The organism is Nocardioidaceae bacterium (assembly GCA_018672315.1).
GTDB lineage: Bacteria > Actinomycetota > Actinomycetes > Propionibacteriales > Nocardioidaceae > TYQ2.
Window position 1 is genome coordinate 2,654,142 of record CP076053.1, and the last position, 23,039, is coordinate 2,677,180.

Here is a 23,039-nt window from a genome sequence, read left to right on the forward strand (position 1 = left end):
GACCCCCATGACCAGCAGCCCCACCACCCCCACCAGCTCCCACGCCCTGACCGCCGACGCCGTCGTCGTCGGCTCCGGCGTGATCGGCTCCGCCGTCGCCCTCGAGCTCGCCCGCGGCGGTCGTGACGTGCTCGTGCTCGACAAGGGCCCCGGGGCCGGGCACGGCTCCACGAGCGCGTCGAGCGCGGTGATCCGGTTCCTCTACTCCACCTTCGACACCGTCGCCACCTCCTGGGAGGCGAAGTTCATGTGGGAGCAGTGGGCCGACCACCTGGGTGTGGCCGACCTCCCGGCCCCCGAGGCGCCGGCGCTGTCGCGGTTCCACCGCACCGGCATGCTGCACCTCGACGTGCCCGCCGTACCCCTGGAGGCCAGCCGGGATCTGCTGCGGGCGGCCGGGGTGCCCTTCGAGTACCTCGACGCCGCCGCCCTCGCCGCCCGGTTCCCGCACCTCGACACCGGGGCGTACTGGCCGAACAAGCCGGTGGAGTCCGAGGAGTTCTGGGAGGACGCCCCGGCCACCCTCGGCGCGCTGTACACCCCCGACGCCGGCTACATGGACGACCCGCGCCTCGCGGCCGACAACCTCGCGTACGCCGCCCGGCACCACGGTGCCCGCACCGCCTACCGGGCCGAGGTCGTGGCGGTGGAGCAGCGGGGGAGCACCTGGCACCTCGACCTCGCCGACGGACGCCGGGTCGAGGCGCCCGTCGTGGTCAACGCGGCCGGACCCTGGTCGGGGGCGTTCAACGCCATGGCCGGGATCGGGTCGGACTTCACCATCGGGGTGCGCCCGCTGCGCCAGGAGGTGCACCAGGTGACGCAGCCGCCCGGCTACGGCACCGACGCGGCCCCCGGGCCCGGTGTCTTCGACATCGACCTCGGCACGTACATGCGTCCGGGCCCCGCGGGCGCCTGGGTCGTGGGCGGCACCGAGCCGCACTGCGACCCCTTCGACTGGGTCGAGAAGCCCGAGGACGCCGCCCCCCACGTGACCACCGCCCGGCACACCGCGCAGGTGATGCGGGCCGCCCGCCGGCTGCCCGAGCTCGGGGTGCCGAACCAGCCGCGCGGTGTCGTCGGGGTCTACGACGTCGCCGACGACTGGACGCCGATCTACGACCGCACCGAGGCGCCCGGCTTCTACGTCGCGATGGGCACCAGCGGCAACCAGTTCAAGAACGCTCCGATCGCGGGCTGCTTCCTGGCCGCGATCGTCGACGCCGTCGAGGACGGCGCCGACCACGATGCCGAGCCGGTCACCTACGTGGGTGCGCACACCGGTCTCAAGATCGACCTCGGGGCGTTCTCGCGGAAGCGGCCGGTCAACGACTCCAGCACCCGGACCGTGCTCGGGTGAGCCGTTGAGGCTGTCTACCCTTCTCGGGTGAGTGATCCTGCCGCGTCCGGTGCCGGCCCCGCGGGTGCCTCCGTGGGTGGCTCCGGGGGCGGCTCCGTAGGACGGGGGCGACGGGCGTACGCGGTGTGGACGGTCGCCGTCGCGGCGTACTTCCTCGCCGTCTTCCACCGCAGCTCCCTGGCGGTGGCGGGGCTGGTCGCGGCGGACCGCTTCGGCATCAGCGCGAGCCAGCTCGCGACGTTCGTGACGCTTCAGCTGGTCGTGTACGCCGGGCTGCAGGTCCCGGTGGGCCTGCTGGTCGACCGCTTCGGTCCCCGTCGGGTGCTGGTCGCGGGCGCGGTCCTCATGACGGTCTCGCAGGCGGCGTTCGCGTTCGCGGACTCCTACGCCGCCGCGCTCGTCGCGCGGGCCTTCGTCGGGGTCGGCGACGCGTTGACGTTCATCTGCGTGCTGCGGCTGGTTGCGACCTGGTTCGACGGGCGACGCGTCCCGGTGGTCACGCAGCTGACGGCGGTGATCGGTCAGGGCGGGGCGCTCGTGGCGGCGGTGCCGATGACGTACGCGCTCGCGCAGCTGGGGTGGACCCCCGCCTACCTGACCGCGGCCCTCGCCGGGGTGCTGGTGACCGTGCTGCTGCTGCTCGTGGTGCGCGACGCCCCGGGCGCGCGGTCGGTCTCCGGTCAGGCGCTCTCGCTCGCGCAGGTGCGCGGCAGCCTCGCCGCCTCCTGGGCCCACCCCGGGACCCGGCTGGGGTTCTGGATGCACTTCGTCACGCAGTTCTCCGCGACGACGCTGGGGTTGCTGTGGGGCTACCCCTTCTTCGTGCGCGGGGAGGGGCGTACGCCGGCCGAGGCCGGACTGCTTCTCAGCATCATGGTCGTCGCCGTCATCGCCGCGGGGCCGCTGCTGGGCATGCGGACGGCCGCCCGTCCCTGGCAGCGCTCGAACCTCGTGCTCGGCATCGTCGCGGCGATCGTCGTGACGTGGACCGTCGTGCTGCTGTGGCCCGGGCCCGCGCCCTTCTGGCTCCTGGTCGTGCTCGTCGTCGTCGCCGGCATCGGCGGGCCGGCTTCGGTGATCGGCTTCGACCTGGCGCGGACGTCGAACCCGGCCGAGCGCGTCGCGAGCGCGACGGGCGTGGTGAACCAGGGCGGCTTCACCGCGAGCCTGGTGCTCGTGGTGGTGATCGGGCTGCTGCTGGACTGGCAGACGCCCGGGACCTCGGACGCGTACACCCCGGAGGCGTTCAAGGTCGCCATGAGCTTCCAGTACGTGCTGTGGACGCTCGGGCTCGTGCAGGTGTGGCGGTGGCGGCAGAAGGCGCGGGCCTACCTGCGCGACGAGGACCCGGACTGGGTTGCGGCGCAGCTCGCTCTCGCCAGACCGTGGCGTCCCGCGCGGCGACGGACGCGCGACGAGCCGTCCTGACCTGTGCCGCCGGCGCGGGCGGAGTTGTCGGGGGCGTGGGCCAGACTGGGCCCTGATGGATGCCTGGTCCCGCGCCCGTGCGCTCGCTGCTGCGCCGGACGAGGGCGTACGCGCCGCGGCGATCGCTCTCGCGCGCCCCGGCCCGTGGTCGGGCACGGGCGCCTCGGAGACCCTGCTGTGGGGGCGGTGCCAGGGCACGGGCGGCGATCCGTACCAGGTGAGCATCGACGTGGCCGCGCCTGCGTGCCGGTGCTCGTGCCCCAGCCGCAAGCACCCGTGCAAGCACGCCGTTGCGCTGCTTCTGCTCTGGAGCGAGGGGTTGCTGCGCGCCGGGGAGGAGCTGCCGCTGGACGACCCTGCCCGACGCCGCGCCCGGACCCTCGCCGAGAGGGCACGAAATCGCGCCGAGAGGGCACAGAATCACGCCGAGGGGGCGGAGACCGCCCGCGAGCCCACCACGCAGCGACCTGTCAAGGACACCCCGGCCCAGGCCAAGCGTCGTGAGGCCCGGCTGGAGCTGATGACCTCCGGGTTGGCCGAGCTCGAGCTGTGGCTGGAGGACCTCGTCCGCGGTGGGCTGGCCGAGGCGCGCGGGCGCCCGTACGCGTTCTGGGACGCCGCGGCCGCGCGGCTCGTCGACGCCCAGGTGCCGCGGTTGGCCGATGAGATGCGACGGCTGGCCGAGCAGCTGCCGCAACGGTCCGACTGGGCCGACCTCCTGCTGCCCGCCGTCGGGCGGTGGTGGGCGGCGACGCAGGTCTGGCAGCGGCGTACGCGTCTGTCCCCGGCCCAGATGGGGGACCTGCGGGCGGTGCTCGGGTGGTCGTACGCCACCGCCGAGGTGCTGGCCGCCGACGCCGTCGAGGACGACTGGGTCGTGCTCGGGGTGCACCACACCGACGACGGGCGGGTGCGCGAGCAGCGCACCTGGATGTGGGGCGAGCAGACCCACGAGACGGTCGTGGTGCTCGACTTCGCCGGTGGGTCGCAGCCGATGCGGGAGGCCAGGCCGGTCGGGTCGCTGGTGCAGGGGCGGGTGGCGCGCTACCCGGGCTCGACGTTGCGCCGGGCGGTGTTCGCCGAGGCGCCGCTGTCGCTGGGTCGCCGCACGGCGCTGCCGCGACCCGGGTCGGTGTCCGACCTGCTCGACCGGGCGGCGCAGGCGCGCGAGCGGAACCCGTTCGTGGAGCGGGTGCCGGGCACCCTCGCGTACGCGGGACTCGAGGTGTCGCACGACCGGCTGCACGTCGTCGACGAGGCCGGCGACGCGCTGGTCGTCGAGGGCGACGCCGCGGCGTGGGCGTGGATCGCACGGTCGGGGGGCGCGCCCGGACCGGTGTTCGGCGAGCTCGAGGCGGGACGCTTCAGGTTGCTCTCCGCCCTCGTGGAGACGCGTGGTCGCGAGGAGCTGGTGGCGCTGTGAACGACCCCGACCTGGCCTACTGGTGGCACGAGGTCTCCAGCGCGGCGCTGCTCGGCACGGCGCGACGGGGCGTCCCCGACCCGCCCGACCTCGGGATCGAGGTGTCGGAGCAGGGCGCACGGCGTCTGCTCGACCAGGTCGCCCTGGGCGCGTCGATGAGGTCCCGACCGCCGGCCGTACGACTGTCGCCACCGCAGCGCGTCGACGTCGCGGCCGAGCAGCGGGCGGCCGCACCCGAGGTGGCCGTGCAGCTGCTGCGGCTGCTGCTGGACAACCCGCCGGTTCCCGAGCGGCTGGCCCGCCGGCTCGTCGTGGTGTGGCTGCGGGCGTGCGAGGAGGACTTCTGCCGCGTTCCCGGTGAGGTGCTGCCGCGGGTGCTCGACGTCGCGTTGCGTGACGCCGCGGTGCGGACGGCGCTGCAGCCCGTGCTCGGCGAGGCCGGCCGCCGCATCTGCGCCATGAACCCCGCGTGGCAGGTGGCGCTGGAGGACGAGGGCGCGGCCCCCACGTACGCCTGCTGGCGCGACCTGCCGCTGCCCCGTCGGGTGGAGGCCTTCGAGAGGCTGCGGCTCCGCGATCCCGCTGCTGCCCGTGGGTGGCTGGAGGCCTGCTGGGACGAGGAGCCCGGCCGCGTACGCGCCGCCCTGCTGCCGGTCCTGAAGCACGGTCTGGGAGCAAACGACGAAGCTCTCGCGGAGAGGGCGCTGGACGACCGGTCGCCCGCGGCGCGGGAGACGGCGTGGCGGCTGCTGGACGGTCTGCCTGCCTCGGCCCGGGCCGCCCGCGCCCGAGCGGCCCTGGAGCCGCTGGTGTCGTCCTCGCGCTCGCTCGGCCGTCGCCGCCTGAGCGTCGAGGACCCGCCCGAACCCGATGCCGCGGGCCGTCGGGACGGTCTCGCGACGGCGGCGCCGCGAGGTGTCGACCCGGCGCGGTGGCGCGTCCGCGTCCTCGTCGCCGCCGCCCCGCTCGCGACGTTGGGCGAGGCGACCGGGTGGACACCGGCCCAGGTGGTCGCGGCCGCGGACGACGACGTGGTCGCGGGGCTCGTCCACGGCGCCGTCGCCGAGGGTGGCGAGGGCAGCGAGGCGGGCCGTGTCTGGTGCGAGCCGTTGCTGGAGCGCGTCTGGGAGCCCCGCCTGCTGGCCCTGCTCGACGAGGGGTCCCGGTCACGGCTTGCGGTCGCCCACCTCGGCTCGATCGTCCGCGACGGCGAGGTCGAGGCGCTGCGACGGGTCGGGGACACGGTCGTGGAGCTGAGCGGCCGGTGGCCCGACGGACTCGCGCGCGCGGTGACGGGGGCGCTCATGCACCCGTCCGTCCGCGCCGAGGACGTGCGCGAGCTGATCCCCGTGCTGCTCGAGCGCCTGCCGCGCTCCGCGCTCGACCTGCTCGTGAAGGCGCACGCGTTGCGTCTCTCGCAGGCCCACGTCGCGGCGCTCGACGACGTGCGGCGAGGCATCGAGATGCGGGGCACGATCGCGCAGGCGTTCCGATGACCTGGGTGTTCCCGACGGTCACCTCGGTCGTGTTCGTGCTGCTGGCGCTCTGGTCGCGCAACCAGCCGGCCGATCGGCTGCGCCGTGCCGTGAAGGAGGACCCCGACATCGGCAGGTCCCTGGTCCGGTCGGCGCGCGGCACGACCGGTCGGGTGCTGGCCGTCTTCCTCGGGGTCGGCTTCCTCGGCACTGCTGCTGCCCTGCTCGTCGCGGGGGACCTGGCCGGTCTGCTGTACGCGCTGCTGGCGGCGACCTGGCTGTGGTCGCGGGCCGAGTCCCGGTGGCTGGCAGGGCGCGTCGGTGGGCTGCTCAGGGAGCCGTACGCGCCGACCGTGCAGGACCGGCTGCGCGACCGCTTCTCCGCGGGGTGGGCCGTCATCGCGCTCTCGGCGCTCACGACGGCGCAGCTGCTGGGATTCGACAGCGAGCCGACCTGGCAGCTCGTGACGAGCGGCGTGCTCCTCGTGGTCACGTTCGCCGCGGGCGTCGCCGCCGTGTGGTCCCAGGCCTGGGTGTTCTCGGAGCGTCGGTGGTCTCGTGGAGGATGAGGACATGAGCACGGGGGAGCAGCACAGCGACGTCGAGGTGCCCGGCGAGATCCTGCGTGAGCGCGCCGAGCAGGCGTACGCCGACGAGCTCGCCGCCCTGGCCGAGGTCGACGACCGGCCGCGTCCGCCGCAGTGGCGGCTGAGTCCGTGGGCCGTCACGACGTACCTGATGGGTGGCACGCTGGCGGACGGCACCGAGATCAGCCCGAAGTACGTCGGCTCGCGCCGCCTGATCGAGGTGGCGGTCTCCTCGCTGGTCACCGACCGGGCGTTGCTGCTGCTCGGCGTGCCGGGCACGGCCAAGACGTGGGTCGCCGAGCACCTCGCCGCGGCGGTCTCCGGCGACTCCGGGCTGGTGGTGCAGGGCACGGCCGGCACGCCGGAGGAGTCGCTGCGCTACGGCTGGAACTACGCGCGGCTGCTGTCGGAGGGACCGACCCGTGGGGCCCTGGTGCCCAGCCCGGTGATGCGGGCGATGGAGTCGGGGTCACTCGTACGCATCGAGGAGCTCACCCGCATCCCCGCCGACGTGCAGGACGCCCTCATCTCGATCCTGTCCGAGAAGTCCCTGCCGATCCCCGAGATCCAGGCCGAGGTGCAGGCACGGCGCGGGTTCAACGTGATCGCGACGGCGAACAACCGCGACAAGGGTGTCAACGACCTGTCCTCCGCGCTCAAGCGTCGCTTCAACACCGTCGTGCTGCCGCTCCCTGACTCCCTCGAGGACGAGGTCACCATCGTCCGCCGGCGCGTGGAGCAGCTCGGCGTCTCGCTCGACCTGCCGGCCGAGCTGGAGTCGCTGGCCCAGGTCGAGCGGGTGGTGACGATCTTCCGCGAGCTGCGGTCGGGGGCGACGGCCGACCGGCGTACGACGCTCAAGTCGCCGTCGGCGACCCTGTCCACCGCCGAGGCGATCTCGGTGATGACCAACGGCGTTGCCCTGTCCGCCCACTTCGGCGACGGCACGGTGGGTGCCGATGACATCGCCGCGGGCCTGGTCGGGGCGATCGTGAAGGACCCGGTCGCCGACTCGGTGGTGTGGGGGGAGTACCTCGAGACGGTCGTGAAGGACCGGCCCGAGTGGCGCGACCTCTACCGCGCGTGCCGAGACCTGGGAAGCACGTCGGGGTCGTGATCCCGGCGCGCCGAGCAGGCGTCCCAGGTGGCCGTCAGGTGGCGCGCAACCGTGCGGTCGCGGCCGGAGTGCCCAGCTCGGCGCGGTCCTCCGGATGCTCGGCCCAGTGGGCGAGTGCGTCGCGCACGTCGCTGGGGTAGAGGTCGGCGTCGAACGTCGGCACGGTGAACCCGTCGTCGGTCCAGCCCCCGGCGACGCTCGCCTCGCTCAGCGGCTCCACCCGCACGGCGCCGTCGGGGGTGAACCGGAGCGGCGCCATCTCCGACCACGCGACAGCCGTCCTCGAGAAGCGACGACGACGGCGTACGTGCTCCCGGTCGAGCACGATCTCGGCGCGGAGGAACCACCACAGCAGCGGCAGGATGACGACGAGTGGGGCGTACGCCGTCGGCAGTGTGGTCCATCTGAACTCCGCCGGGGGGTCGGATCCGCGTGCAATCCGTGATCCCGCCATACCGATGGACAGGGCGAAGACAGTCGCTGCTGCGATCGGAAGTGGTGACCGTTTCATGGTCATCCGAGGCCCGCGGGCGACGACGTGCCAGTCCGGCCAGCGTCTCGTGAAGACGTTGGCGCCTGAGGCGACCAGCAGGCCGATGAGCATGATCTCGTTGCCGATGAGCCCGTCGAGGACCAGCACCAGGGCCGCGCAGGCGATGAGCCCCGCCGTGAGCACGCGCGACATCCACCGGGCCCGATGCTCCCTGCGCCCTCTCTTCTGCATCTCGACGCGCTCGTCTGTCGAGATCATGGCGGCCCTCCGAGAGCTGGGTGACGGATCAGGGCAGCAGCGTACGACCGCCGACAGAGCCGGTCGAGCGATCGGAGACCGCCGGTGTCGAGCCGTGATCCTGGCCCTGTCGGTGCGGTCGGTCAGGATGGACCCGTGAGCGCGACGGCACCCGACGACACCGCTGCCCCGGCGGACGGTGCGTTGTTCGTCGACGAGCTGACGGTGCTGGGCGTACGCCACCACGGGCCGGGGTCGGCCCGCTCGGTGCTCGCGGCGCTGGAGGAGGTGAGGCCCGACCAGGTGATCATCGAAGGGCCCCCCGAGCTCGACGACCTCGTGCGCCACGTCGCCGATCCCGGTCTCGTGCCGCCGCTCGCGGCGCTGGTCTACGTCGCCGACGCCCCGCGACGCGCGGCCTTCTACCCCTTCGCCTCGTTCTCCCCGGAGTGGGTGGCGCTGCGGTGGGCGCTGGCGCACGGGGTGCCGGTGCGGTTCGCCGATCTGCCCGCGACGCACTTCCTCGCGCCCGACGCGGGCGGGGACGTGCCGGTGCTCCCCGCCCCCGGTGACAACACGGGCGACGACACCGGCGAGGGGCCCTCGCACCGACGGCGCGTGAGGCGCCGTTCGTACGCTGCCGACCCCATCGGCACCCTGGCCTCGCTGGCGGGCTACGACGACGCCGAGCGGTGGTGGGAGGACGCCGTCGAGCAACGCGCACACCGGGCCGGGCAGTCGTCGCTCGCGGGCTTCGCCGCCATCACCGAGGCGATGGATGCGCTGCGCACCGCCGATGAGGAGGAGGACGAGGAGACCGACGCCCCGGCGACCGACCCCGCCAACATGCTGCGCGAGGCCGCCATGCGCCGGGTGGTGCGGGCGAGCCTGAAGGAGGGGCGCCAGCGCATCGTCTTCGTGTGCGGCGCCTTCCACGCCCCGGCGCTGCAGCTCGACCGATTCCCGACGGCGGCCGCCGACAACAGGCTGCTGGCCAAGCGACCCAAGGTGAAGGTGCGCGCCACGTGGGCTCCGTGGACGGCCGGCCGACTCGCGACCGCCTCGGGCTACGGCGCCGGGGTCACCTCACCGGGGTGGTACGAGCACCTCTTCACCACCTGGCAGGCCGACGGTCCCCAGACGGTCGCGGAGACCTGGCTCGTACGCGTCGCGCGGGAGCTCCGCGCCCAGCGCTACGACGCCGACCCCGCCTCGGTGGTCGAGGCGACCAGGCTGGCCACGACGCTGGCGGCCGTCCGCGGTCGTCCGGCCGTGGGGCTCCCCGAGCTGAGCGAGGCGACCCAGGCGGTGCTGTGCGACGGTGCCGAGCTGCCGCTGCGGTTGATCCACCGCAACCTCGTGGTCGGTCAGGCGCTCGGGCAGGTGCCCGACGGTGTGCCGGCCGTCCCGCTCATGGCCGACCTGACCCGTCGCCAGAAGGCGCTGCGCATGAAGGTGTCGGCGTCGGCGACGACGCTGGAGCTCGATCTGCGCCGAGAAGCCGGACGCGACCGGTCGCGCCTGCTGCACCAGCTGCGGCTGCTCGAGATCGACTGGGGTCGTCCGACGGAGACGGGCGCGACGCTCGGCACGTTCCGGGAGGCGTGGAAGGTGCGCTGGGACCCCGAGCTCGCCGTCGCCGTCGTCGAGGCAGGCCTCCACGGCACGACGGTCCCGGACGCGGCGGCGGCGAAGGCCAGACGCCTCGCCGGGCGTACGAATGACCTCGGTGAGCTCTCCGCGATGGTCGAGCGCTGCCTGACCGCGGACCTCCCCGACGCCCTGGACGACGTGGTGGCGGCCCTCGGGCGGGCCACCGCGCGGCAGCACGACGTCGGCTCGTTGCTCGCGGCGATCGAGCCGTTGGCGCGTACGCGACGCTACGGCGACGTGCGCGCCGTCGACACCGCGGCGGTGCTGGAGGTGCTGCGCACGGTCGTGGCCCGCGCCACCGTCGGTCTGCGTGCCGCCTGCCACGGGCTCGACCCCGACGCCGCGGGCGAGCTGCGCACGCGGGTGGATGCGGCGCACCGCGGCATCGCGCTCCTCGGCGCGGAGGCCGACGGCGTGGGGGACCGGCTGACGGGTCAGTGGGGCGCGGCGCTGGAGGGTGTGGCCGAGGACGACGGTGTGCCCGGTGGCCTCTCCGGACGTGTCAACAGGCTCCTCCTCGACGCCGGTCGGCTCGCGGGCGAGGAGGCAGCCGTACGCCTCGCGCGCCGTCTCTCACCCGCGGTGCCCGCACCCGAGGCGGCGGCCTGGCTCGACGGGTTCGTCGACGGTGACGTGCTGCTGCTCCTGCACGACGACGACGTGCTCGACATCGTCGACGCCTGGGTGGAGGGGATCGACGAGGCCGCGTTCGAGGACCTGCTGCCGCTGCTGCGGCGTTCGTTCTCCCGGTTCAGCGGGCCGGAGCGCGACCAGGTCGGGCGCCGGTTGCGCAGCGGCGCCCACCGTCTGGGGTCGCGGCGAGGGTGGTCGGGGTCCGGCGGCGCGGGGGCGTGGCTTCCTGACGGCAGTGCTGATGCCGTGGACGAGGTGCCACCGGTGACACCGATCGACGAGGACGACCCGGCCGAACCCGTACGCGGCGCGCACCTGTTGCCCGCGCACGAGCTGGCCGCCCTGCACGCGCTGGGCCGCTGGATGGGGCGGGAGGTGGCCTCGTGAGCCCGCACGTGGACCCCGAGACCGGCGAGATCCTCGCATCCCGTGACCGGCTGACCCGGTGGCGCCTGGTGCTCGGCAGCGCCGCGCAGGAGTCGCTGGAGCCCTCGGGGCTGGACGACGACGTCGAGGCGGGACCCGACCTCGACGAGGACGACCAGCAGCGCGACGCCGCGCTGGAGAAGCTCTACGACGCCGACCGCACCGGCGGCCTGGCCAGGTCCTCGCCGCAGGTGGCGCGCTGGTTGGGCGACGTACGCACCTACTTCCCCTCCTCGGTGGTGCAGGTGATGCAGGCCGACGCCATGGACCGTCTGGGCCTGCACCAGCTGCTGCTCGAGCCCGAGACGATGGAGGCGGTGCAGCCCGACATCGGCATGGTCACCACCCTGCTGAGCCTCAACCAGGTCATCCCGGAGGCCTCGCGCGAGGCCGCTCGCTCGGTGGTGCGAGCGGTGACCGAGCAGCTCGAGGAGCGGCTGCGCGCCAAGGTCGTGCAGGCGGTCACGGGCGCGCTGCAGCGCTCGGCCCGTACGCGCCGGCCTCGCCGTCCCGGCGACATCGACTGGGGCCGCACGGTCGCGGCGAACCTGCGGCACTACCAGCCGAGTCACCGCACCGTCGTGCCGGAGCGGCTGGTCGGGTACGCCCGGCGTACGCCCCGGGTCGAGCGCGATGTGATCGTGTGCCTCGACCAGTCCGCCTCGATGGGGGAGTCGGTGGTCTTCGGGTCGGTGTTCGGTGCCGTGATGGCCTCGATCGGCTCGTTGACGACACGGCTGGTCGCCTTCGACACCTCCGTGGTCGACCTGACCGACGAGCTCGACGACCCCGTCGAGGTCCTCTTCGGGGTGCAGCTCGGCGGCGGCACCGACATCGGCAGGGCGCTGACCTACTGCGAGGGCCTCGTCGAGCGTCCCGAGGACACGGTGCTCGTGCTCATCAGCGACCTGATGGAGGGCGGGACGCCGGGCGTGCTGACCTCCCGGGTCAAGGCGCTGGTCGAATCAGGGGTCACCGTGGTGGCGCTGCTGGCGCTCAGCGACGCGGGTGCTCCGGCGTACGACCCGGCGATGGCGGCCCTGCTGGCCGCCGCGGGGGTGCCGACGTTCTCGTGCGCACCGGACGCCTTCCCCGACCTGATGGCCGCGGCCGTGGAGCGGCGCGACGTGGCGCAGTGGGCCTCCTCGCGTGGCTTCGCGGTGGCGCAGCCGGAGACCGAGACCAGCACGTGACGCAGGTGTGACGTCGACCGGGTGTGCGCGGGCGCCCCGACCACTAGGTTCGGCCGCATGAAGGACTACGCCGACCACGACGCCACCGCCCTCGCTGAGAAGGTCCGCGCGGGTGAGGTGACCGCGTCCGAGCTGCTCGACGACGCCAAGAGCCGCGCCGCGCAGGTGAACTCACGACTGAACGCGATCGTCGCGCCGGTCGAGCCGACCTTCCCGAGCACCGAGGAGCAGCAGGCGGGGCCGTTCGCCGGCGTGCCGTTCCTGGTCAAGGACCTCATGCAGGACGTCGCGGGCTATCCGACCACGGGCGGGTCGCGGTCGCAGGCGGAGGTGGTGCCCGAGGAGTCCGCGACCGTCGTACGCCGCTGGATCGACGCCGGCCTCGTGGTCTTCGGCAAGACCAACACCCCGGAGTTCGGTGCCAAGGGCATCACCGAGTCCACCCACCTCGGAGTCGCGCGCAACCCGTGGAACCTCGACCACACCCCCGGTGGCTCCTCCGGCGGCGCGGCGGCGGCCGTGGCGGCGGGCATCATCCCCTGCGCGGCGGCCTCCGACGGTGGTGGCTCGATCCGCATCCCGGCCTCGGCCTGCGGCCTCTTCGGCTTGAAGCCGTCACGGGGGCTGGTGCCCTCGGGACCGACGATGGGTGAGGCGATCGGCGGCACGTCCACCGACGGCGTGATCTCGCGCAGCGTCCGCGACACCGCCGGGATGCTCGACGTGCTCATGGGACCGGCCGAGGAGTCCCCGTACGTCGCGGCGCTGCCCCCTCGCCCGTTGACCGACGAGGTGGGGGAGGACCCGGGTCGTCTGCGCATCGGCATGAGCGCCGCCAGCTCGATCAACGACGACGTGCACCCCGACGCGCGCGCTGCGATGACGACCTGCGCGGAGGTGCTGCGCGAGCTCGGTCACGAGGTCGTCGAGCTCGACGAGCAGCCGTTCGACGACGCCGCGCTGGCGGCGGACTTCCTCACCACCTGGTTCGTCAACGCGGCCGTGACGGTCGACAACGCCAAGGCGGCGGCGGAGGCGGCGGGCAAGCCGGTCGGTGACGAGGCGTTCGAGGACGACACCCTGATGATGGCGGCGCTCGGCCGAGCCACCTCCTCGACCGACTACGTCAAGGCCATCCAGCGGCGCCACACGCACCTGCGCCGGCTCGCGGACTTCCACCGCGCGTACGACTTCCTCCTCACCCCGACCACGGCGACCCCACCGCCGAGGATCGGTGCGTTGGACACGCCGTTCCCGGCACGACTGGTGCTCAAGGGGCTGCTGAAGGCGAGGGTGGCGAGCACGCTGCGCTTCACGCCGATCGTGCAGACGATCATCAACGACAACCTGGGCTGGGTGCCGTACACCCAGCTGGCGAACCTCACCGGTCGTCCCGCCATGTCGGTGCCGCTGTTCTGGGGCGAGGGCGACCTGCCGATCGGGTCGCAGCTGGTCGGGTCGCTGAACGACGAGCCGCGCATGATCCGGCTCGCCGCGCAGCTGGAGGAGACCTCGCCGTGGCGGGACAAGCACCCGGCGCTGTGAGGGTGGCGGGGTCGCTCCCCGCGCGCGTACCTGGTCAGAAGCCGACCACGGCCGAGCGTGCCGTTGCCGGGGCGTACGCCGTTGTCGCCGTCGTCATGGCCGTGACGGTCGGGTGGCGGTTGGTGGGCGAGATCCTCGAGTCCGTCTCGGCCTCGGTCGATGGCCGGGATCCAGGCTGGCTCGACGGGGAGCCGGTCCTGTACGTACTGGTCCTCGGATCGTTGCTGATCCTCCAGGTCGCGCTGCCCCTGACCGCATGGCTGGTGTGGCGAGGACGGCCGGCGGGGCTGATCACGGCGAGTGTTGCGCTCGCAGTCTCGACAGTGCCGCTGGCACTGAACGGACTCCTGACTCCGGTGGTTCTGATCCCGTGGCTCGCGCAGGCGGCAGCGGTGGGGTTGCTGATCGATGCGCGGCGGACACGTGCCCGGCGATGATCTCGATTTGCGAGCGTCAACTGTCGCCGAAAGAGTAGAGCGGTGAGCAGCGCTTCCTCCGATCACGACGCGTCGCACGTCCCGCCGCCGATTCCCGCCGGTGGTGTCGCCACGGTCCCGCACTCGCGGCTCGAGGACGTCACCGGCGTCGTGGTCGGCACCTTCGTCACGGCATTGGGTCTGACCCTGCTCGGGTCGGTCGGCGCGGTCACCGGAGGCACCGCGGGCCTGGCACTGCTGATCGGCTACGCGACGGGACTGAGCTTCGCGGTGGTCTTCGTGGTGCTGACGCTGCCGTTCCTGGCGCTGGCGTGGACACGGAAGGGACGCGCCTTCACGCTGCGTACGCTCGCCTCGGTCGTGCTCGTCGGTGCCTTCAGCGCTCTGCACGAGTCGGTGCTGACGCTCACCGACGACCATGCGTGGCACAAGGTCCTCACCGGTGACCTGATCATCGGCATCGGACTGCTCATCGTCTTCCGGCACGGGTCGAGCCTGGGCGGCTTCAACGTGCTGGCGCTGGTGGCACAGGAGCAGTTCGGGCTGTCGGCCGGCTACGTGCAGATGGCGCTGGACGTCGCCGTGGTGCTCGTGGCGTTCGCGGTCGCCCCGTGGGAGATCGTGCTGCTCTCGGCCGCCGGCGCCGTGGTGCTCAACCTCGTGCTGGCGATGAACCACCGCCCGGGCCGCTACCGCGCCTGACGCCCAGAGGGCACACAATCACGCCGAGAGGGCAGAAAATGACGCCGAGAGGGCAACAAATGACGCCGAGAGGGCACGAAATTTCGTGCCCTCTCGGCGGACGTCTGTGCCCTCTCGGCGGTCAGGCCAGCGAGCCGGCGAGCTCGCTCAGGTCGGCCGGCCGCGAGCCCTTCTTGATGAGCTCCTTGGCCTTCTCGATGTCGCCGGCGCCGCGCCACAGCAGCACGCCGCGTACGCCGTCCTGGTCGGCGTAGTAGACGACCTTCGCGCTGCGGTCGTTGCCGTCCTCGTCGGTGCCCGACTCGCTCTCGACGTAGGTGTCGAGCGAGGCGTCCAGGGTTCCGACGGCCTCGTAGCCGAGGTCGAAGACGTCCGACCAGAACATCGGCGTGTAGTCGTAGGTCTCGTCCGACCCGGCAAGGATGCGCCCCGCGGCAGCGCCCTGCTGGTCGGCGTTGTCGATGTGGGACACGCGCGTACGCCCCAGCACGGCGTCGGGGTAGGAGGCGACGTCGCCGGCGGCGTACACGTCGGAGGCCGACGTCGCCAGGTGACCGTCGACCTCGACACCGCCGTCCTCGGTGAGGTCCACGACGCCGTGGAGGAACCCGGTCGAGGGGGACACGCCAAGACCGACGACGGCGACGTCGGCGGTGAGCTCCTCACCGCTCTTGCTGCGCAGGGTCACGCCGTCGCCCGACGGGGTGCCGCCGGCGATCTCGACGCCGTTGCGTACGTCGACTCCCGCCTGGATCAGCCGGTCGGTGAGCGTCTGGGCGATCTCGGCCGGGAACATGTGGTCGGCCACGAGTCGGCCCGGGTGCAGCAGCGAGACGCGGCAGCCCTGCTGCTGCATCGCCGCGGCCATCTCGGTGCCGATGTAGCCACCGCCGACGACGGCGACGTGCAGGTCCGCGGGGGAGTCGGCGGCGTCGATGATCGCCGCGAGCCGCTCGTAGTCGGCGCGGGTGCGGTAGTAGAGGACGCGGTCGCCGGCGGGGAGGTCCTCGAGGGTGTTCGGGTGGGCGCCGGTGGCGATGAGGAGGCGGCCGTACCCGTAGGTGTCGCCCGAGGCGGTGGTGACCTGCTTCGCGGAGGTGTCGACGTCGGTGACCGGGTCTGAGAGGTGCACGGTCGCGCCGGTCTTCTCCGAGGTCTCCGGGTCCTGGTTCGCCACGGTGGTGGACTCGTCGAGCCAGAGGTACTTGCTCAGCGGCGGCCGCGGGAAGGGCCCGTGCTCCTCGTCGGTGAGGATCGCGATGGTGCCGGTGTCGCCGGCGGAGCGGATGGCGGTGGCGGCGGCGTCGGCCGTGGGGCCGCCGCCGAGGATCAGGTGGTCGTAGTCGCTGTGCATGACCTGACCGTGCCCGGGCGCCACGGGCACCACACGCGCCGCTCCGGCGGAGCGACCGTGGTCACGCGCGGCGGTTCGTACGATGACCGCATGGTGCCGTTCCGGAAGAAGGACCGACCGTCCGACGCAGGGAGCAGCAGCGAGGCCGACCTCGCAAGGCTCGAGGAGCTCGCGCGTACGGATGAGGCCTTCGGCCAGGGGCTCGACGGCTACAACATCCTGCTCGGCGATCCGTCCGAGCACGGTGAGTGGGCCGACTGCCCGCCCCGCATCGGGCGGTCGTTCGCCGCCGACGGCACCGAGCACGAGTTCAGCCTGCTCGACAACGGTGCGGTCGTGCTCTACACGCCGCTCTCGGACACGCCGTACGTCGTGGTCGGGGCGGACATGCGCGAGTTCTTCGCCCTGCTGCTCGAGAGCAACGGGTCAGGGGTCGGGGCGCTCGGCTACGACCTGGACGAGGGAGTCGAGGAGCTGACCGAGCCTGAGGACGAGCTGGAACCCGACGAGTTGCTGGTGATCGAGCTCCTGCGGGCGGAGTTCGGGGTGACGCCGTGGACGGACCACCGTGCGCGGCTCGCGGAGCTGCAGTCGCTGCTGCCCGGGACGAGCGCCTGACCGGCAGACCTCAGCGGCGGTCGCGCACCTCGCGTACGGACGTGCCCCGTCGTGCGCGCAGCAGCGACCGCAGGGAGCCCGCGTTGCGGTAGCCGACCGCCTCGGCGATCTGCTCGACCGAGCGCTCGGTGGTGCGCAGCAGGTGGATGGCCTGGTCCAGGCGCACCTGCTGCATGAACGAGACGGGGCTGAGGCCCAGCACCTGCTGGGTGGCGCGCTGCAGGGTGCGCTCGCTGACGCCGAGCTCGCGGGCGGCGTCGCGCAGCGGCTTGGGGTCGGCGAGGTGGCGGCGTACCCAGGCGTCGAACGCGCTGACCGTCGGGTCGGAGGCGGCGAGCTGGCTGGGGACCGCGAACGTCGCCTGCGACGCGGTGCGACCGATCAGCAGACGACGGGCGACGTCGTCGGCGACCTGGGGGGACAGGTTGCGTACGACGGACAGCGCCAGGTCGATGTGGGCGAAGGCGGAGCCGGCGGTGAGGATGCGGCCGTCGCTGATGAGGGTCTGGGAGTCGTCGAGGTCCACGCGGCTGTAGCGCCTGCGGAAGTCGGGTCCGAGCCACCAGCTGGTGGTGACGGTGTGGCCGTCGGCGAGGCCGGCCTCGGCGAGGAAGAAGGTGGCCGAGCAGCCCGCGGCGACCGTGGCGCCTCCAGCGGCGAGGCGGCGCACCTGAGGCAGCAGCGCGTGCCCGGAGACCGTACGGATGACCGTGTCTGCGTCGACCAGGCCGATGGCCGGCAGCAGCACCAGGTCGGCGGCCTCGACCTCCTCGACCGGCGTCGTGGCCAGACGCAGCCCGTGGCCGGTGCGGATCTGGCCGCCGGCGCTGGCCGTGACCACCTCGATGAGCGGGCGCTCCGCGAGGGCGTTGGCGGTGGAGAAGATGTCGAGGGTCACGGCGAGGCCGGAGTCGAACATCCCGTCGACGCAGAGGAGAGTGGCACGCACCCCTCGAATGTAGCGAGCGGCGCGCAACGACCCCTCCTTTGGGGTGTGGCGGGAGAGTCGCGCCTCAGGCACCGCGCGCGGGACGGCCGTCTGGTCGGAGGACCCCCCGATTTGATGCTGCGTACGCCTCCCGCTAACGTTGGTCTCACCGACGCGGGGTGGAGCAGCTCGGTAGCTCGCTGGGCTCATAACCCAGAGGTCGCAGGTTCAAATCCTGCCCCCGCTACTTTTCAAGACTGCGATTGCGGTCTTGTGCGTCAGGCCCTCAGGCTCACCTGGGGGCCTTGGCCCGTTCCCGGGGCGTGCGGATGCGCTCGCGTCCAGGACGACGGGTGCCGAGTTCGCGGTCAGATGCGGCCGCCCTGCGCGGGCACATGTCGGCTGCGAGGGTGGTGCATGCGTTTCTGACCTGCGGCGATGCCTCATCGGGGCGTGGCGCCGGGGTGGCACACCGATGGTGCATCGACGTTGCCTGTGCAGGGATTGCACGCCAGTGGCGGTGCCGGACCGGTGCTTGGCACCCGTGACCGACCAGGTCACCCGCCCGAGAAGCACCTGCGTGACAACCGCCGCACCCACACCGAGCAGTCCGGCCAGTGGCGAATGGATCACCCGCGAGGACCTGGCCACCCTGGCCCGCCGGAGCGTCGACACGATCCGCCGCGACGTCGAGCGCCACTCGCTCGACACCCGTACCGACGAGAAGGGCCGCGTGCTGGTCAACGCCAATGACTTCTTGGCACTCGGCCGGCTCGCGCCCGAGGATCTGCGTCGAGGCGCCACCCCGGCGGAGTCGGTCGCGATGACCCGAGCTCGCGACGAGGTCGGGTCGCTGACGGCCGAGCTGGCCCGGCTCGAGGGAAGGCTGGAGCACCTGGGCCGTTCCGAGGAGACCTTGCGCGATCAGCTGGCCGTCAAGGACAAGCAGATCGCCAAGCTCGACGAGACGGTCAAGCAGCTCACCGCACTGCTGACCCAGCTCGCTCGGAGCCCCCGATGAACCCCCGCCACCTCGCGCTGGTCACCGAGCGTTCCGAGGGCACCGAGCCGGCCACTTGCGTCGAGCCTGGGACGCACCGCAGGCCGGGCGCTGGGCCCGCCGAGGGGTTCATGCTCTTATGTCACGGACTCCCCGTGGCGCTCAGCGAGTCCGAGAGCGATCTCGTCGTGCTGGTCAACCAAGCCAACGACGACGCCGACCTGGTCGACAATCTCTTCGCAGACATCGACCCCGACGACTTCCGGCTCGCCGAGATCCTCCTCGAAGAGCTGCTGCGCCGCTACGGCGTCCACCGCAAGGCCAACGGTGACCGGATCCGCGACGTGGCCTCGGAGGTCTGCCGCTACGTTGTGCCGTTCCTGGTGGAGCTCTCCCACACCGCGCCCGCCGAGCGCCGCGGGGTGTCCCAGCTGAAGGTCACCGACCTCGAGCGCCTACCCCGCATCCTGGCCGGGGATCTCGTCCTCCCGGCGGCCACCGTGGCCGGCGACCGTCTCGGACGCCGGGCAGCCAGCGCGATCTGGCTCAGCGTCGACGACGCGACACGACTGTGCGGCCGGGATGCGGTCGCCGACGCGACCAGCGCGGGAGACCTCGAGGTCCACCCCGACGTGAGGACTGGCCAACCCCTGATCCTCGCCGCGGACCTACGCCGGGCCGGCCTGCTCACCGAACCCGAGACCGCTCACGGACTCAAGCGCAACACCGCTACGAACGTGCTGCGCGATCTGCGCTATGCCATCGATCGTGCCCGGCCGCCGTTGACAACCTGCGACCTGCAGGCCATCGAACCGCTTGGCCCACGGCGCAAACGCCAGCAGAAGCCGGTGCCGAGTCCCTTGGACCTCCGGCAGGTCCGCCAACTGGCCGCATCGCTGAGCCCCCTCCACCAGGTCTGCCTATGGATGGGCCGCCTTCTCGGGTTCCGTGTCGGCGAGGAGTTCGGCCTCCACGTCTTCGACTACTCCCGAGACGGGGAGGGGCGACCATGGCTCGACGTCACAGCACAAGGTGGACGGGTCACCCAGCACCGTGACCCTGACACCGGCCGACTGCTGACGGTCCACAGCCGAATCGGCACCAAGACGGCTGCCGGGACCCGACTCGTCCCGCTCCCCATGCTGCTCGGCGACCTCATCGACGACCTCGTCGCGGTCTTCCATACCGACCCGGCCACCGGAAAGGTCGACTACACCGCGCGCCTGATCCCCGGCATCGGCAACGACGACAGCTCCGGGCAGTCCAGCTACAGGTCAGCTCTCCAGGCCGCCACGGGAGATCAGTGCCCCCCGCGCCTGCGTGCGTCCCGAGCCAGGGGGGTCTTCATCGTCTCGAGAAGGTCTACGAGCGCGGCGAGAGCGACCAGCTGATCCAGCGGCTTGTCCCCGGCCGCAATGCAGTTTGCGAGCGCGAGCAGGCGGTCAGCAGTTGCAGGCGGAGTCGATGGCATACACCGCAGAGTGCTCAGCCAGCCCTGCCTCGCAATGGTCTGCGCGCAAAGTTCGCTGACAGCGTCCAGCGGTCCAAGTCGATGCCCGAGCAAAGGCCGAACTCGTCTGCGCAATTGCTCTCCGGGTCAGGGGTCTATCCCCTCGACCTGAGATCGCGTGTAAGCCTCAAGGATGTCAGCCCGGATCCGCCCACGCTCTCCGATGTCGTAACCGTTCTGCCGGGCCCATGCACGGATCACGGCCGGCTCAGTGTCGGTTGTGACGACCCGCGCACCAGCGCGCGGTTGCTTCGGCCGCGCCGGCGTCGGAGACGTCGCAGAGAGCAGCGTGTCTCGCCGGTGAGTCGTGGGCCTGGCTGGCTGGATGTGGGCGAGCAGCCGCTGGTAGGTGGCGGGGTCGACCTGTCGGGTGCCGAGCTCGCGAGCCTTGGCAAGCTTGGTGCCGTCCATCGTCCCGTCTGTCACGAGGAGCGCGACGACCCCGGACACTCCGCCGACGACGCGCACACCTGCGGCCTCGGATGCCTCCTCGAGCGCGGCCCGCTGCTCCTGGGCGCAGCCGGTGAAGACGACTTTGTCGCCGACCCGCAGAGGCTCCCCCAGGTCCCAGACGGCCGGCAGAGGTGCGAGCCCTTGGCCGAGATGATCGTGTCGGTGGGCGCTGGCGCGGTCCAGCGCGATCGCGACATGGGACTTGGACACGGCCAACAGGTCGGCGACGGCGTTGAGCTCGGTTCGCTCTGCTCGGGAGATCCTGCCGTCGCCGACAGCCTGGCTCGCCATCGACAGCAGAAACGCCCGGTGGGCTTCGGCGACGGCGTCCGGTTCGAGCTCGTGGACGGCTGCGACTTCGGCGAGTGCTTCGCTCTCCTCAGTGGTCAGCTCGTAGTCCTCGAGGACCTCGGCGAGCTTCTCCAGGTAGGCGAGGGTGCCTTCGGGCGCCCCCTCGTCGAGGGCGTCGACGAGGGAGAACCGTTCCAGGAGCTGCACAAGCGGCGCGGCTGGAGCAGTTGCCTGGTTGCGAGAGATGTTGCGCTGTGCCTGTGCAGACAACGTCGATCGCTGGGTGCGGCCTTCGGTGGTGCGCATCCGCGAAAGCTCCGTCCACACGAATGCAGCGTCGGCCTCGGGGCCAGACGGCCAGGAGACGGTGGTACCGGCGTCGAGCAGGTCGAGGTCTTGGCGGCGGGGCGGGGGACCCCAGGCGGGGTGCATGAACGCGGCGAGGAGGGCAGCGGTTGCCCGGGCGTCGCCGAGAGCAGAGTGCGCATCTTCGACGCGAAGCCCTATGGCGGCGCAGCAGTCGGGCAGGCGACGTCGCGGCAGCCCGGGTAGGTGGTGCCCGGACGCTTCCAGGGTGCACAGCGAGGGCAGGTACGGCAGCCGCCACCCGGCGCGGGCGTACTCGGTGCGCAAGAAGGCGAGGTCGAACTTGGCGTTGTGAGCGGCGACGGCCGCCCCTGCCAGCGTCGAGGAGAGGTCGCGGGCGATGTCGGCGAATCGTGGGGCGTGGCGTACGTCTCGCTCGGTGATCCCATGGATGTGGGTGGCGCCGACCGGGCCGTCGGGGTTCAGGCGGGTAGTCCACTCGCCTAGCACCTGGCCGTGCGGGTCGGTGCGAATAACGGCGATCTCGATGATGCGGTCGCTGGTGGGCGACAGGCCGGTGGTTTCGACGTCGAGGACGGCGAATCCCGCGGACGGCGGGCCCAAGACTCCCCGGGACGGAGACGATGCAGCAGGCGGGTTCGTGATGGTGGCTTGCGGGTTGAGGGCCCGGCGTAGACGATCTTTCAGTCCCATAGCGACCCCCGAGGTGGCACGGTGCAGTGGCCCGGTAGTTCATCACGGGCGTCTGCTCTTCGCCAGCCCTTGGGAGTCTGCAGGTGACGATCAGCCTTCGGTGGCACTAGGAGATCTCCTGATCGAGCGATTGAAGTGCACTAGAAGTGCACTACAATGCACCACGTGGATGACGACACCGCAGCGCTCGCGCTGGCCATCGGCGGCCGTGTCAAGCAAGAGCGCCAGGACCGCAAGTGGACCCTTGATCAGCTCGCCGACGCTGCCGGCATGAGCCGACGGGCCGTGATCAACGTCGAGCAGGGTGCCGCCAACCCCAGCGTCGGGACGCTGCTGCGAATCAGCGACGCCCTCGGTGTCGGACTGCCCTCGCTGGTCGCGCCCCCGGAGCCGAAGCCTGTCACCGTCACCCGGGCCGGCCATGGTGCTGCGTTGTGGACCGGCACAAACGGCGGCCGGGGCGTGCTTGTTGCCGGGACCGGCCCCCCTGACGTCGTCGAGTTGTGGGATTGGTCGCTGGCACCCGGCGATCGGCACGACAGTGAGGCCCACACCTCCGACACGAAAGAACTCATCCAGGTCCTCGAAGGCATCGTCACCGTCCATGCCGGGGACCAGGCCGTGACTCTCGGGATAGGGGATGCCGTCGCGTTCCCCGGTGACATCGCGCACGGTTACGCCAACGGCGGCGAGACCCCCGCCCGGTTCACGCTCGCCGTCTACGAACCCGGCGTCGGACCCGCCGGCCGGGGCGACAGCCAGCCCTGACAGGCCCTAGCCGGGCCAGCAGGTCCGCTCCCTGCCCCCCGAAGCCCACCTTCCCGAGCCACCGATCAGCAAGGAGAACGCCTTGATCTGCGCCCAGTTCATCTTCAAGCCTGGAGCCTACGACGAGGAGTTCTATCGACTCGACGCCCAGATCGACGACTTCGCGCGCAACCTTCAGGGGTTCGACCGCACCGAGACCTGGCTCTCGCCCGAGCGCGACCTCGTCAACGCCGTCTACTACTTCGCGGACACGACATCGCTAGCCCAGCTCGCCCAATTCGCCCCGCACCGAAGGGCCAAGAATGAAGCCTCGCGTTGGTACGACGGCTACCGCATTGTCATCAGCGAGATCAGCGCCACCTACGGCGACGGACGACTGAAGGCGTGA

At 72.2% G+C, this 23,039-nt stretch carries 20 protein-coding genes and 1 tRNA gene; 17 read left to right on the forward strand and 4 right to left on the reverse strand.

The features are described from left to right. The first annotated feature begins 7 nt into the window (after positions 1–7). From KLP28_12840 to KLP28_12865, 6 genes are all read left to right on the forward strand, one after another. The gene (locus KLP28_12840; GenBank protein ID QWC84448.1) at positions 8–1,360 is read left to right on the forward strand and encodes an FAD-binding oxidoreductase; all 1,353 of its coding nucleotides are present in this window, start codon (positions 8–10) and stop codon (positions 1,358–1,360) included. A gap of 123 nt (positions 1,361–1,483) precedes the next feature. Then, complete coding sequence (locus KLP28_12845) at positions 1,484–2,788, forward strand: MFS transporter (GenBank protein QWC86977.1); 1,305 nt, start codon at positions 1,484–1,486, stop codon at positions 2,786–2,788. A 55-nt stretch (positions 2,789–2,843) separates the two neighbouring features. Then, a complete protein-coding gene (locus tag KLP28_12850; protein ID QWC84449.1) occupies positions 2,844–4,211 on the forward strand; it encodes an SWIM zinc finger domain-containing protein in 1,368 nt (455 codons plus the stop codon). Beyond that, on the forward strand, positions 4,208–5,707 hold the full coding sequence (locus tag KLP28_12855; protein ID QWC84450.1) for a hypothetical protein: 1,500 nt from the start codon (positions 4,208–4,210) through the stop codon (positions 5,705–5,707). The genes KLP28_12850 and KLP28_12855 overlap by 4 nt, the downstream gene beginning before the upstream one ends. Beyond that, positions 5,704–6,255 carry a hypothetical protein gene (locus tag KLP28_12860; GenBank protein ID QWC84451.1) on the forward strand — a complete coding sequence of 184 codons (552 nt, stop codon included), beginning with the start codon at positions 5,704–5,706 and terminating at the stop codon, positions 6,253–6,255. The genes KLP28_12855 and KLP28_12860 overlap by 4 nt, the downstream gene beginning before the upstream one ends. Positions 6,256–6,259: 4 nt before the next feature. Next, positions 6,260–7,390: an AAA family ATPase gene (locus KLP28_12865; GenBank protein QWC84452.1), complete on the forward strand. Its 1,131-nt coding sequence runs from the start codon at positions 6,260–6,262 to the stop codon at positions 7,388–7,390. Positions 7,391–7,424: 34 nt separating this feature from the next. On the opposite strand, the gene KLP28_12870 is transcribed toward KLP28_12865, so the two are convergent. Further along, positions 7,425–8,141 carry a hypothetical protein gene (locus KLP28_12870; protein QWC84453.1) on the reverse strand — a complete coding sequence of 239 codons (717 nt, stop codon included), beginning with the start codon at positions 8,139–8,141 and terminating at the stop codon, positions 7,425–7,427. 135 nt (positions 8,142–8,276) lie between these two features. Here KLP28_12870 and KLP28_12875 point away from each other — a divergent pair, with 135 nt between their 5' ends. The 5 genes from KLP28_12875 to KLP28_12895 all read left to right on the forward strand — a co-directional run bounded on the left by KLP28_12875 (position 8,277) and on the right by KLP28_12895 (position 14,709). Further along, positions 8,277–10,793: a hypothetical protein gene (locus KLP28_12875; protein ID QWC84454.1), complete on the forward strand. Its 2,517-nt coding sequence runs from the start codon at positions 8,277–8,279 to the stop codon at positions 10,791–10,793. A 29-nt stretch (positions 10,794–10,822) separates the two neighbouring features. After that, the gene (locus KLP28_12880; GenBank protein ID QWC86978.1) at positions 10,823–12,025 is read left to right on the forward strand and encodes a VWA domain-containing protein; all 1,203 of its coding nucleotides are present in this window, start codon (positions 10,823–10,825) and stop codon (positions 12,023–12,025) included. Between the two features lie 57 nt (positions 12,026–12,082). Next, positions 12,083–13,570: an amidase gene (locus KLP28_12885; GenBank protein ID QWC84455.1), complete on the forward strand. Its 1,488-nt coding sequence runs from the start codon at positions 12,083–12,085 to the stop codon at positions 13,568–13,570. A 122-nt stretch (positions 13,571–13,692) separates the two neighbouring features. Then, positions 13,693–14,007 (forward strand): hypothetical protein, encoded by a 315-nt coding sequence (locus tag KLP28_12890; protein ID QWC84456.1) that lies wholly within the window; start codon positions 13,693–13,695, stop codon positions 14,005–14,007. Between the two features lie 90 nt (positions 14,008–14,097). Continuing rightward, the gene (locus KLP28_12895) at positions 14,098–14,709 is read left to right on the forward strand and encodes a YitT family protein (GenBank protein QWC86979.1); all 612 of its coding nucleotides are present in this window, start codon (positions 14,098–14,100) and stop codon (positions 14,707–14,709) included. Between the two features lie 121 nt (positions 14,710–14,830). Here KLP28_12895 and KLP28_12900 read toward each other — a convergent pair whose 3' ends face one another. Next, a complete protein-coding gene (locus tag KLP28_12900) occupies positions 14,831–16,063 on the reverse strand; it encodes an NAD(P)/FAD-dependent oxidoreductase (protein QWC84457.1) in 1,233 nt (410 codons plus the stop codon). 90 nt (positions 16,064–16,153) lie between these two features. Between KLP28_12900 and KLP28_12905 the strand changes: the two genes are divergently transcribed. Further along, positions 16,154–16,681: a hypothetical protein gene (locus KLP28_12905; GenBank protein QWC84458.1), complete on the forward strand. Its 528-nt coding sequence runs from the start codon at positions 16,154–16,156 to the stop codon at positions 16,679–16,681. Positions 16,682–16,691: 10 nt separating this feature from the next. On the opposite strand, the gene KLP28_12910 is transcribed toward KLP28_12905, so the two are convergent. Next, a complete protein-coding gene (locus KLP28_12910; protein QWC84459.1) occupies positions 16,692–17,630 on the reverse strand; it encodes a helix-turn-helix domain-containing protein in 939 nt (312 codons plus the stop codon). A 152-nt stretch (positions 17,631–17,782) separates the two neighbouring features. Between KLP28_12910 and KLP28_12915 the strand changes: the two genes are divergently transcribed. From KLP28_12915 to KLP28_12925, 3 genes are all read left to right on the forward strand, one after another. Continuing rightward, positions 17,783–17,856: transfer RNA gene (locus tag KLP28_12915), tRNA-Met, on the forward strand. 297 nt (positions 17,857–18,153) lie between these two features. Then, positions 18,154–18,630 (forward strand): hypothetical protein, encoded by a 477-nt coding sequence (locus tag KLP28_12920; GenBank protein QWC84460.1) that lies wholly within the window; start codon positions 18,154–18,156, stop codon positions 18,628–18,630. Positions 18,631–18,764: 134 nt separating this feature from the next. After that, positions 18,765–20,000: a hypothetical protein gene (locus KLP28_12925; protein QWC84461.1), complete on the forward strand. Its 1,236-nt coding sequence runs from the start codon at positions 18,765–18,767 to the stop codon at positions 19,998–20,000. A 206-nt stretch (positions 20,001–20,206) separates the two neighbouring features. Here KLP28_12925 and KLP28_12930 read toward each other — a convergent pair whose 3' ends face one another. After that, positions 20,207–21,793, reverse strand: a complete 1,587-nt coding sequence (locus KLP28_12930) for an Lsr2 family protein (GenBank protein ID QWC84462.1) — start codon at positions 21,791–21,793, stop codon at positions 20,207–20,209. Positions 21,794–22,039: 246 nt separating this feature from the next. Here KLP28_12930 and KLP28_12935 point away from each other — a divergent pair, with 246 nt between their 5' ends. Continuing rightward, the gene (locus KLP28_12935; protein ID QWC84463.1) at positions 22,040–22,651 is read left to right on the forward strand and encodes an XRE family transcriptional regulator; all 612 of its coding nucleotides are present in this window, start codon (positions 22,040–22,042) and stop codon (positions 22,649–22,651) included. A gap of 82 nt (positions 22,652–22,733) precedes the next feature. Further along, the gene (locus tag KLP28_12940; protein QWC84464.1) at positions 22,734–23,039 is read left to right on the forward strand and encodes a hypothetical protein; all 306 of its coding nucleotides are present in this window, start codon (positions 22,734–22,736) and stop codon (positions 23,037–23,039) included.

Bases quoted from the DNA above. Each gene is read 5' to 3' on its own strand.
- KLP28_12840 (QWC84448.1), top strand. From the start codon at position 8: ATGACCAGCAGCCCCACCACCCCCACCAGCTCCCACGCCCTGACCGCC.
- KLP28_12850 (QWC84449.1), top strand. From the start codon at position 2,844: ATGGATGCCTGGTCCCGCGCCCGTGCGCTCGCTGCTGCGCCGGACGAG.
- KLP28_12860 (QWC84451.1), top strand. From the start codon at position 5,704: ATGACCTGGGTGTTCCCGACGGTCACCTCGGTCGTGTTCGTGCTGCTG.
- KLP28_12865 (QWC84452.1), top strand. From the start codon at position 6,260: ATGAGCACGGGGGAGCAGCACAGCGACGTCGAGGTGCCCGGCGAGATC.
- KLP28_12870 (QWC84453.1), bottom strand. From the start codon at position 8,141: ATGATCTCGACAGACGAGCGCGTCGAGATGCAGAAGAGAGGGCGCAGG.
- KLP28_12885 (QWC84455.1), top strand. From the start codon at position 12,083: ATGAAGGACTACGCCGACCACGACGCCACCGCCCTCGCTGAGAAGGTC.
- KLP28_12900 (QWC84457.1), bottom strand. From the start codon at position 16,063: ATGCACAGCGACTACGACCACCTGATCCTCGGCGGCGGCCCCACGGCC.
- KLP28_12905 (QWC84458.1), top strand. From the start codon at position 16,154: ATGGTGCCGTTCCGGAAGAAGGACCGACCGTCCGACGCAGGGAGCAGC.
- KLP28_12935 (QWC84463.1), top strand. From the start codon at position 22,040: ATGCACCACGTGGATGACGACACCGCAGCGCTCGCGCTGGCCATCGGC.